The sequence below is a fragment of the Micromonospora globispora genome (genome assembly GCF_003857015.1).
GTDB classification, from domain to species: Bacteria; Actinomycetota; Actinomycetes; order Mycobacteriales; family Micromonosporaceae; genus Micromonospora; species Micromonospora globispora.
The window spans coordinates 1-577 of the sequence record NZ_QGGF01000226.1 but is presented as its reverse complement, the minus strand read 5'-3'; the positions used below and the strand labels follow the sequence as shown (position 1 = coordinate 577).

General features: G+C 78.0%; 1 protein-coding gene. It reads right to left on the bottom strand.

The window, feature by feature from the left end:
- A partial coding sequence (gene rsgA, locus DKL51_RS09680; RefSeq protein WP_124811966.1) for a GTPase RsgA occupies nucleotides 1-577 on the bottom strand: 577 nt, incomplete at both ends.

Sequence of the window (577 nt, the reverse complement as noted above, 5' to 3'; positions counted from 1 at the left end):
TGGTAGTGGTGTGCCGCCCCTTGCCGTCCACCCGGCGCATCGCCTGGGTGGGCATCACCAGAGCCCCGGTAAGCGCGTTGACCAGGCTCGACTTGCCCGCGCCGGAGGGGCCGAGCAGGCCGAGTGTGCGACCGGCGGCGACCTCGGGCCGCAGCGGGTCGAGTCCGGTACCGCGTTCCGCGCTGACCGGCAGCACCGGCACCCCGGGCGCCACGGCGGCGAGCTGCCGGGCGATCGCCGCCGGGTCGGCCGCCAGGTCCGCCTTGGTGAGCACGATCAGCGGCCGGGCCCCCGACTCGTGGGCCAGAGAGAGCGCCCGCTCGATCCGGCCGACGTCCGGTTCCGGGTGCACCGGTTCGACGACCGCGGCGGTGTCCAGGTTGGCGGCGAGCACCTGCCCGCTGGCGTCCTTGCCGGCGGTGCGCCGGACCAGCGCGGTGCGCCGGGGCAGCACCGCCTCGACCGTCCGCCGCCGGTCCGGCCAGGTGCCGACCAGCACCCAGTCGCCGGCGCAGGGCAGCGCGGCCAGGTCGCGGGCGGCGTCGGCCAGCACCGCGCCGCCGAGGCTGGCGCGGAC